The 9,672-nt window shown below is 48.5% G+C and carries 10 protein-coding genes and 1 pseudogene; 4 read left to right on the top strand and 7 right to left on the bottom strand.

Features of this window, described 5'->3' with window-relative positions:
* Positions 1-313, bottom strand: a pseudogene (locus P0Y67_RS21405) (hypothetical protein); the annotation flags it as partial.
* 428 nt (positions 314-741) lie between these two features.
* On the opposite strand from P0Y67_RS21405, the gene P0Y67_RS21400 reads away from it, so the two are divergent.
* A complete protein-coding gene (locus tag P0Y67_RS21400) occupies positions 742-2,055 on the top strand; it encodes a molybdopterin-dependent oxidoreductase (protein ID WP_342393500.1) in 1,314 nt (437 codons plus the stop codon).
* A 4-nt stretch (positions 2,056-2,059) separates the two neighbouring features.
* Positions 2,060-2,719, top strand: a complete 660-nt coding sequence (locus P0Y67_RS21395) for a c-type cytochrome (protein ID WP_342393499.1) — start codon at positions 2,060-2,062, stop codon at positions 2,717-2,719.
* Positions 2,720-3,480: 761 nt separating this feature from the next.
* Here the strand turns inward: P0Y67_RS21395 and P0Y67_RS21390 are convergent.
* Together P0Y67_RS21390 and P0Y67_RS21385 are read right to left on the bottom strand one after the other, a co-directional pair.
* Entirely contained in the window at positions 3,481-4,458 is a 978-nt protein-coding gene (locus P0Y67_RS21390) for a Gfo/Idh/MocA family protein (RefSeq protein WP_342393498.1), read from the bottom strand.
* Positions 4,455-4,586: a hypothetical protein gene (locus P0Y67_RS21385; RefSeq protein ID WP_446728864.1), complete on the bottom strand. Its 132-nt coding sequence runs from the start codon at positions 4,584-4,586 to the stop codon at positions 4,455-4,457. The genes P0Y67_RS21390 and P0Y67_RS21385 overlap by 4 nt, the downstream gene beginning before the upstream one ends.
* A 108-nt stretch (positions 4,587-4,694) precedes the next feature.
* On the opposite strand from P0Y67_RS21385, the gene P0Y67_RS21380 reads away from it, so the two are divergent.
* Positions 4,695-5,585 carry a LysR family transcriptional regulator gene (locus P0Y67_RS21380; RefSeq protein WP_342393497.1) on the top strand — a complete coding sequence of 297 codons (891 nt, stop codon included), beginning with the start codon at positions 4,695-4,697 and terminating at the stop codon, positions 5,583-5,585.
* Between the two features lie 288 nt (positions 5,586-5,873).
* Here the strand turns inward: P0Y67_RS21380 and P0Y67_RS21375 are convergent, their stop codons facing one another.
* Positions 5,874-6,761, bottom strand: coding sequence for an NmrA family NAD(P)-binding protein (locus tag P0Y67_RS21375; RefSeq protein ID WP_342393496.1), 888 nt, complete (start codon positions 6,759-6,761; stop codon positions 5,874-5,876).
* A 95-nt stretch (positions 6,762-6,856) separates the two neighbouring features.
* Here P0Y67_RS21375 and P0Y67_RS21370 point away from each other — a divergent pair, with 95 nt between their 5' ends.
* Positions 6,857-7,765 (top strand): LysR family transcriptional regulator, encoded by a 909-nt coding sequence (locus P0Y67_RS21370; RefSeq protein ID WP_342393495.1) that lies wholly within the window; start codon positions 6,857-6,859, stop codon positions 7,763-7,765.
* A 28-nt stretch (positions 7,766-7,793) separates the two neighbouring features.
* Here the strand turns inward: P0Y67_RS21370 and P0Y67_RS21365 are convergent, their stop codons facing one another.
* The 3 genes from P0Y67_RS21365 to P0Y67_RS21355 form a co-directional block, all read right to left on the bottom strand.
* Positions 7,794-8,195 carry a PaaI family thioesterase gene (locus P0Y67_RS21365; protein ID WP_255558054.1) on the bottom strand — a complete coding sequence of 134 codons (402 nt, stop codon included), beginning with the start codon at positions 8,193-8,195 and terminating at the stop codon, positions 7,794-7,796.
* Between the two features lie 69 nt (positions 8,196-8,264).
* Complete coding sequence (locus tag P0Y67_RS21360; protein WP_342393494.1) at positions 8,265-8,651, bottom strand: GFA family protein; 387 nt, start codon at positions 8,649-8,651, stop codon at positions 8,265-8,267.
* A gap of 79 nt (positions 8,652-8,730) precedes the next feature.
* Entirely contained in the window at positions 8,731-9,228 is a 498-nt protein-coding gene (locus P0Y67_RS21355; RefSeq protein ID WP_342393493.1) for a DUF2867 domain-containing protein, read from the bottom strand.
* Positions 9,229-9,672 lie beyond the last annotated feature (444 nt).

Genomic DNA, 9,672 nt, shown 5'->3' with positions numbered 1-9,672 from the left:
CTGGTTCCAAAATGGAAATAAACACACAGGGATGGATATGTCTTACCTTAATTTGTCCGGGTCTGGCAATATAGGGCGCATCAGGAAACATCTCTTTCAGCTCAGGCACCAAAGGTCCATTTGGCCCTTGCTCAAAGCTGGTGGTCAATATTGTCGGCAACTTAAAATAAAGTGCCATATCGGCCAGTGCCAGCACATTGTTCTTAAATTTGTCCGGATCTATATCCCTGACCAGAGATAAAAGCCCGGTTTGATGATCAACCAAGAGCACTGCAGCATTGTCTTTATCCAGTCGAACATATTGCATACCCATCAGAGTTCTCCTCATGTTCTGAAATTGGATCATCCTTAAAAAACAATAAGATTGAAAAGTACATCCCGAAATGGATTTTGAACAGATAACATGGTGGATTCACTATCCCAAAGAATATAGTTGGCTTTTGATGATCAGGCCCAGCTCTATTCGACGACCCCATCATAGCGTCGCTTCGAATCAGGTTGGACAGACCTATCCCGCACAAAGCGAGTGAGTTTGAGAGAAGCTGGGTTGCAAACTAAACTCAGTAGCGTAGCTGCAACCTTTGAGCACAGAAGGCAAGCAATTTTGCGGTCTGAGTGCTTGAATCTCAGTCTTAAAAAGTGCCTCAGCCAGTCATCTTGTTGATCCGAATGAACGTTAATATTTGGTCACATATGTTGAACCAGAGGCGCCTGGTAGTTGACTTGATAAAGGTGCGAATCATGGCTAAAGACAAAAAAAATCCACCTCGAGGTATCTTCGAGTTCTACGAGAAAAACCCGGATTCAGCGGACAAAAAAATCTTTGGCCGGGTCAGCTTTCCGGACAGACGCGGCTTTTTGAAAGGCGCAGGTTTAGCGACAATGGCTGCTGTGCTTGGCGGTGCGATTCCTTTTCACCGTAACATGCCCGCAGGCTTGATCCCCGCCGCTTTCGCGGAAGGCCTGGATGATGTGGTGATAGAAGGTAAAGACGGCTTAACGGTACTGAACGACAGGCCGATGAACGCAGAGACCCCGCCCCACCTGCTCAATGACGACATCACGCCCACCGCGCGTCATTTTATCCGCAACAATGGTATCCCGCCGACGGAAGTGAACCCGGACGCCTGGAAGTTAACGGTTGACGGCCTGGTCGACAAGCCTATGACGCTCACCATTGCTGATCTGAAGAAAAACTTCGATGTCGTAGAACAGCAACTCGTGCTGGAATGCGGCGGGAATGGCCGCGCATTCTTCGAACCCAAAGCCACAGGAAATCAATGGACATACGGCGCCGTGGGTTGTTCTGCCTGGACAGGCGTGCGACTTGCCGATGTGCTGAAAGCCGCCGGTGTGAAAGAGAATGCCGTTTACACCGCGCATTACGGTGCGGATAAAGACCTGTCCGGCAGGGAAGGAAAAATCCCCATTTCCCGCGGCGTACCAATAGCCAAAGCAATGGGCAGCGAAAACCTGATTGCTTTTGCGCAGAACGGTGAAGCACTGCATCCGATGAATGGTGCCCCATTACGGCTGGTTGTGCCCGGCTGGCCCGGCTCCTGCTCGCAAAAATGGCTGACACGAATTCAGATCCGGGATCAAATCCACGACGGTCCCAAAATGACAGGCACGTCTTACCGTGTGCCCAACCGTCCTGTTGCACCGGGTGAAAAGGTGGACGAAAAAGATTTTGAGATCATCGAGCGAATGCCGGTGAAATCGCTGATTACTTCGCCGCAAACCAACACCACAGTGTCTGGCAGTGAAGTCTCGGTCCGAGGTCATGCATGGTCTGGTGATCGCAAGATAGAGAAAGTACAGGTATCCATCGACTTTGGCGCAACCTGGATGGATGCCGATCTTTCTGCACCGGCCAATGAAGGCGCCTGGCAAACCTTCACGACCAAGGTGAAATTTCCTCAGCCCGGCTACTACGAAATCTGGGCCAAAGCCACAGACGATCAAGGCATCAGCCAGCCTTTTGCCATTGCCTGGAATCCCAAAGGTTACCTGAACAACACCTTCCACCGTGTTGCGTTAGTCGTGAACGGATAACCGCATGAATCGAGCAAGCTTCATCGAGCGGGTTATCCCGCTCTCATTTTCTCTGCTTCTGTTTGGCAGCCTGCCGCTTTCAGCCAATGAAACCCTGATTGCCGCAGGCGAACAACAAGCTTTGGTATGCAAAGCCTGTCACCAGATGGGACCTGAAGGGGTGGCAGCCATCGGGCCGCCACTCTGGGGTTTAGCCGAACGCAGTATCGCCAGTGTTGAAGGTTTCCAATACAGCGAGGCACTCAAGCAGCTTCAGGGGCAGTGGGATGCCGCCAAACTTGATGCGTTTTTGGCCTCCCCTTCAGACTTCGCACCCGGCACCAAGATGGTTTTTCCCGGCGTGAAAGATCCGGGGGCACGCGCCGCCATAATTGCCTGGCTGGCAACCCAAAACCCGACGCCGCCGGATTGGATCACTGAATCGGCTGACGAGCCGGTAAAATCGCCCGGTGAAGGTATCCTGGCACCGGGAAAAGACATGGCGCTGGTGGCGTCCGCTTGCTCCGCCTGCCATTCGCTTTATCTCGTTACACAACAAGGACTCAGCAAAGAGAGGTGGGATGAGTTATTAACATGGATGGTTGAGGAGCAAGGGATGGATGAATTAGATCCTGATGATCGTGAAGCGATCCTTGTTTATCTTTCGACGTATTACGGGATGTAGGTGTTATTGAGCTTTTGGTTTAGTTAAGTCGGAGTTTGATAGTATGTCGCGCTTGAGTCCGGCGCCTGTCTCAGCACCTCAGGACGCGCGCCAGTTACTCTTTGCTGGCACAATGCGTAACCAGAAATGCCTTTAGGTTCTCTGGTGTTGCCCGGGACGGTTGCAGGCGCTCCCGGCGCCGACAACCTAAAAATTCGTCCTGAATTTTCCCCTGGGGTTGTGGATCATTTTCGTTTATAAAAATACGTTTGGTCTGTCATTCCCATGTCGATGAGAAATGAGCGCAGCAACGAGTGCAATTTCAGCTGTGTTGTTGGTTTGTCGCGCTTGAGTCCGCCGCCTGTCTCAGCACCTCAGGACGCGCGCCAGTTAGTCTTTGCTGGCACAAAGCGTAACCAGAAATGCCTTTGGGTTCTTTGGTGTCGGCCGGGCCGGTTGTAGGCGCTCCCGGCGCCGACAACCTGAAAATTCGTCCTGAATTTTCCCCTGGGGTGGTAGATCACTTTCGCTGAGGAAAATAAATTTGGTCCGCCATTCTCACAACGATGGAATTCCCGAATATAAGCGCCATTTCAAAAGTGTGATTGGTATGTTGCGCTTTCGTTCAGTCCCAAACTCAGCATTTTCTCATGCGATCAGAAACACCGGAATTAAGCTCAAGATACAAGAAACATCAAAGATGATCGCAAAATCTCTGACCTGTGAAGCCTCTTCACAACGTGTTCTTGCGATGCACTATCTCGCTCCTTTTTGAAACCAGGTTATGAGGCACCGAGGCTTTCCCATTCAGTCAGTAACTGCATAATTTGATAAGAATCTTGCCAGGTCGCACATGGCGCCACCAGCTCCTTACGCCCGGCTTCTACCGCTTCACGCACTTGACGTACTTGATAGAAGAAGCCGTCGCCTTGAGCACTGACTGCGATATCACGCTTTGACGTTTCATAAATTTCTACGCTGATATGATTGTCTAAAGCCGGTAACCATGGATTCGATGCCATTGTGATACTGCCTTTCGTGCCAAGCACAGTAAAATGGTGTTTCAAGCCATGGTCTTCGGCGGTATGTACAAAGGCTGTGTTATTTTCACCAAAACACATCAGCAGGCTCGATTCGCAGATATTGTTATCCTCTCCCCTTCGGCTCATTGCCTTCATCGTGCGATTTTCAAAAGCTTGTTCACCCAACAGGGTTTTCACAACCAAATACATCAAAGATACCGGGTAGCAACCCAGGTTATATAATGCCCCTTTGCTGGCAGGATTGACGAATTGCGCAATGGATGCGATATACGAAGTGTGAATAGAGCGCAGTTCACCAATCTCGCCAGATTCGAGTATCGCAACCAGCTCACGAATCAATGGATGATGCAGGTACATCAGCCCTTCGGCAAAAAACACCTGATGTTCTTTTACCGCTTGCAGCGCCAGCTCAGTTTTCGCCATGTCAATGGAAAGCGACTTCTCACATAGAATCGCTTTGCCTTGTTGAACCGCTTTCATTATAAAGTCATGGTGAAGGTGATTCGGCAAAGCAATATAAATAATATCAACCAACTCATCACTGATCAGCGCGTCATAGTCTGAAAATGTTTTCTCAACGGAGTACTGTCTGGCAAACGCCGATAAATTATCCTCTGAACGACCCGCTACCGCATACAATTCGCTTTTATCATCACCTTTGATCGCTTCCGCCATCACTCCAGAGATAAAGCTGGTTCCGAGAATTCCCCACTTCATGATGACATCCCTCCATTTTCCTGGGTTTCAAACACCTGAACTAACTGAGCCACATCCGATGCAATCAACGCTCGGGTATGTGGCATGCAGAAATGCGCTTCAATGGTGACAAAAATTATTTGGCTCATAGTGACTCTCTTGATGATTCAGGCTTCATGTTCAAGGCCAACTTTAATTAACCCTGCTCAATTGATAAACTTTCCTTCAGTTAATTCTTTATGAACTTATAGTGCGCAATGGATAAGTTAACCAGTATGAAAGTGTTCGCGTATGTTGTGGAACACGGCAGCTTTCGTCGCGCAGCGCATCACTTCGCGATTTCACCCACTATGGTTGGTAAGCACGTCAGCTTCTTAGAACAAAGCTTGGGTACACAACTGATTTATCGCACTACAAGAAAACAGTCACTTACCGAGGCTGGCAAACTTTACTATCAAGAGTGCCACCGAATCACTGAAGATATAGCGAATGCAGAAAACCTGATCCATACACTGATCAACCGCCCGCGAGGCACAGTTAAAGTGAATTGTCCGGTTACTTATGGACAGATAATACTTGCTCCGATAGTCGCAGCCTTTCTCGCTGAATATCCTGAAATCAATGTGGAATTGATACTCGACAATCGTTTGGTCGACCCATTTCAAACCGATGCCGACGTGATCGTCCGGATTGGTGAATTAGTTGATTCTTCCCTGGTCGCGAGATACTTAGGTGATTACCAAATGACATATTGTGCCGCGCCTTCTTATCTGGAAAAGAACGGACCAATTCACTCGCTGGATGATCTCAGCCATCACAGCTGTTTAGGCTTTCAATACCATCAGGGGGAGAGTCAACAGGTAATCAACCTGCCATCCAACACGTTGAGTCATAGCAACACCAGACTGACTTCAAATAATGGCGATGTATTGAAATTTGCCTCAATTCAAGGCGCTGGCGTACTGCTTCAACCCAAGATGTTGGTAGAACATGAAATCGAATCAGGACGCTTGGTGGAAATACTCAAAGACGCAGTGCCAGAAGCCAGGCCGATCAATCTTCTTTACCGCTCAAAGCACCTGTCTTTGAAGAACCGTACCTTTGTTGATTTTCTGCTTGATGCTTCAGGTTTTGGGACATTTCATTAAAGGAGAAATGGACTGTACCTGCCATTCTCGCGAAAGCGGAAATCCAGATAGCGAGTACCGTTGTTGTGGCTCGGTGGCTGTGACGCGCTTTCGTTCAGTGCCAATCGCAGCGTTGAGGTGCCACTCATTACTGGGGTCGAGCGCTGGTGAAACTCGGCCAAGCGCCAGAGATCATGTAACTAACTGAAGTGATGAGTCACCCAGTTGTCACTAGAACGAAAGAGATCGGGCAAGACGCTTCGCCCGATCTTTTGGAAATGATGCGCCGCCACGGCAGGCCGCAGGATATTACCCCGCAGCCAGCGCATCAATCATTGCATCAAGCTTCACCGTCCCAAGACGGCGCTCAATGCCCGATCTGTCTTGAAAAGTGATATGACCAGAGTTAAGACCCTGAGTCATTTCGATAAATCCGTCGATGGCCGCCGCTGAAAAGCCTTGGCCAGCAATTGATTGTACCCAGTCTGATTCCGGTATAGAAACAGGCTGTATCGCTTTTCCAAATTTAAGGGATACGTACTCCGCGACATCATTCGGGGAATACCTATCGGGACCTTCCAGGTCAATGACTCGTACGCCGAGCCAGTTTTCACAGAGCGCTTCAGCCGCGATACGGCCAATATCTTCTGTTGCGATCATCGGGAACTTTTGATTCAACGGCGAAAGAAAACTGGGTAATTGGCGCTGGAGTACAGCCATCTTAACGAGCGGCCTCCAGTTTTCCATAAAGTAGGCTGCACGAAGGAATGTTACAGGCAATCCTGTATCGATGAAACTCGTCTCAAGCATACGATTCATGGCGATCCAGCCGGTTCCCTCAGCTTGTTCAGCACCGATTGATGAGAGAGCAACAATCTTGGCTAACTTCGCCTCTTTTGCTGCCGCTGCAATGGTGTGAGCCATCGCTCTAGCCTGTGAAAATAGATCCGCTGATGAATACTGAGGTGGGCTGACGATGTACACACCGTCCGCACCAGAAAAGGCCCGGCAAAGGGCAAAGCCATCTGAGAAATCAGCCACAGCGACTTCCGCCCCAAGCGTCGTCCACACATCTCCCGCGGGCTCATCTCGCACCACAACCCGCACACGTTTTCCGGCATCGAGTAATGTTTTTGCTACAGCAGATCCTGTGCGGCCTGTCGCGCCTGTGACAACATACAATTCGTTAATGCTCATCAATCCTCTCCTCGTTCAGAACCATAATGGATTCGATGTGAGGAATGCTATACTGCCCACCAACATATGAAAAATGCATGAAGGCTATATTGAGAATGCAAAAAGTGGATATAGGTAGAGTCGATCTCAATCTTCTCAAGTTGTTTGACGCCTTACTGAAAGAAGGCAGTGTGACTGGTGCGGGCGCACGATTAGGGCTGAGCCAGCCTGCGGCAAGTCGAGGTTTAGCGCGCTTACGCCGATTATTGAACGATCGGATTTTAGTTCGAACAACCAACGGATGGGAGTTTACACAAAGAGCACTCGCATTATCGGCACCGGTGACCAAGTTATTGGATGATGCTCGCGCAATCGTCGCACCGTCGGAGTTTCATCCAAGCACCGCATCAGGGAAATTTACTGTTGCCACCGCAGATCATTTAGCCCTCTTACTAATGCCTGAGCTGGTCGCTAAACTTGCCTCGTTGGCACCCGGGATTGATCTGGTTATGCCAGCAACAGCCGGTGACAACGTTGATTTGATTGCTCAGGGTAGCGCAGATCTGGCAATTGGCTCTTTCGAAGGGCTTCCTGCAAGGTTTTACAGCAGGCGACTCTATGATGAAGATTTTGTCTGTGTGGTACGCCAAGGTCATCCGATCATCGGCGCAGAGCTGACACTCGAAAAATTTGTCTCGTTATCGCATCTTTCGGTGATTATCACCGGCCAGGGAAGGAGTACCGTGGATGAAGCGCTAGCGCAACACGGGCTCACCAGAAGAATTGCGGTACGAACCCCTCACTTCTTGGTTGCTCCCATGATTGTGGCCGAAAGTGACTTGATTCTGTGCATTCCGCGAAGATTGGCCCATCAGCTTGCCAAGTCGGTTGCTATAGAAGTACTTGAACTCCCGGTAGAAATACCGTCATTCACCCCATCAATTATCTGGCATGAAAGGCAACATGATGATCCTGCCCACATATGGCTTCGCAACCTGATTGTAGAAATCGCCCGGAAACTGTGAACAAAAGCCGTCGTTGTGTTTGGCTTGGTTAACTAGCATCAATCTTATTGATTGTTCCAAGAGAAACCGCAACCAGTTTTTCTTCGTTATCTGTTTTGGCGTATACCTTGCACTCACAGGTAGCTTGGCGCTTTCCAGAGTATAAAACTGTTGACCTGGCAATCAATCTGTCTCCGATGGCTGGCCTGACGTAGTTCACTTTATATTCTGAAGTGACACAGCTTCCCAATACTGATGCTCCAGCAAAGGTAATACAGTTATCAGCCAAATAGCTAACGACACCACCATGTGCAAAACCATTGTTTTGCTTGAGATCATCTCTCATATCAAGGCTCAATTCAGCAGTGCCGGCCTCAAAAACGTCCAGCTTTGTCCCCAAAAGCAAACTGAAAGACTGCTGTGCCAGGATCTCTTTCCCTTTCTCTAACATATTGCTCAATTTTTATCTCCTTACCGATATTCCGGAAATCTCATGCTCAACCCGCCGCGCATGCGTTTGTTAGGCGTCTACCTCTACTTTCCACCATTTAGGTCTTTTGGAGATATAGGAATGCCCTTTTGGAGCGAAAGCTTTAAGGTTGGGACTATCAAAGACCCCCAAAACAATAGCAATCGTTGGCTCATCATCAATCGCACCAATCGTGCTACCACAGACAGAACAAAATGCTCTGGAGGAATAGTCAGAAGATCGCCATTTTGAAGGTTCACCATCAATACCCGTCCAAACGATATTTTCTTTAGGAAATTCAACCCATGCCTGGGTTAAAGCCCCTGAATGGCGTTGGCATTGTCGACAGGAACAAGTGTGCGGTTTTAATACAGGACCTTTGGCAGCAAACCGAATGTTCCCGCAAAGGCAACCTCCCTCATAAATTTTAATTTTCAAAAGTTAAGTCGCTCCTATAGTTTGCAACATTCTAGTCTGACGTCCACGCAAAGCAAACGAGGTAGAAACGTCGCATTTGTTATGCCTGTGCCAACGTTTTCAATGAACTCGGGACAATCAGCTTGTGAATTGGAGCAACAAAAAACATGTACACTTTGCCAAAAAAATTATGTACATGCACCACTGTGGTTGCATGAACTATCACCTTGTCGCCTTCTACGTCCAGCAAAAACGACACTCTCACATCAAGGTGCTTGTCACTGTCCTCCAAGACGATTTCTGTATCACTGTTACTATGTAACGTGAAAATACCAATCCGCTCACCAAGGTTCATGTTTGTTGGGTTTTTCGCTGCAACGGCATCCTGAAGCCTGCCTAAATGCTTTAATCCAAGCATTGATACGATACGATTTCTCGTTGCCATTAAGAAAGAAATCCACGCTGGCGTTTGTTTCGCTATTTCAAGATAAACATCAAGTGCGGTCTGATTTTTGTTGGGAATTTCATGTGAAAAGCTATCAGAGAAATAAGCCCCTTTCGCATAATCAAACAACTTAGAATGTTTTGGAATTGCCATGTATTTCTCCCAAAGGCATAACGAATGCCATGAAGTTCCGCTCATCAGGCCCAGCCACACTTGGAATGACTGAACACAAAATCACTAGACACCACCATTTCACTATCTGTCTATGGCATTGATTATGCCAAACCAGTTGCAGTATCCACGCAGAAGATCACCGAAGCAAGGTGTTGATCCACGAACCACTTTAAAAGGGCATCAATTCTTGCTGATCATATGTCGCGCTTGAGTTCGGTGTTTTTCTCAGCACGGCAGGATGCGCGCCAGTTACTCTTTGCTGGCACAAAGCGTAACCAGAAATGCCTTTAGGTTCTCTGGTGCTGGCCGGGCGGTTGTAGGCGCTCCCGGCGCCGACAACCTAAAAATTCGTCCTGAATTTTTCCCTGGTGTTGTGGATAACGCTGGTTTATTACTCGTCATTGGACTGATCTGATCCAATAT

It is taken from the genome of Photobacterium sp. SP02 (assembly GCF_038519165.1).
GTDB classification, from domain to species: Bacteria; Pseudomonadota; Gammaproteobacteria; order Enterobacterales; family Vibrionaceae; genus Photobacterium; species Photobacterium halotolerans.
This window is presented reverse-complemented; position numbering and strand designations above follow the sequence as displayed.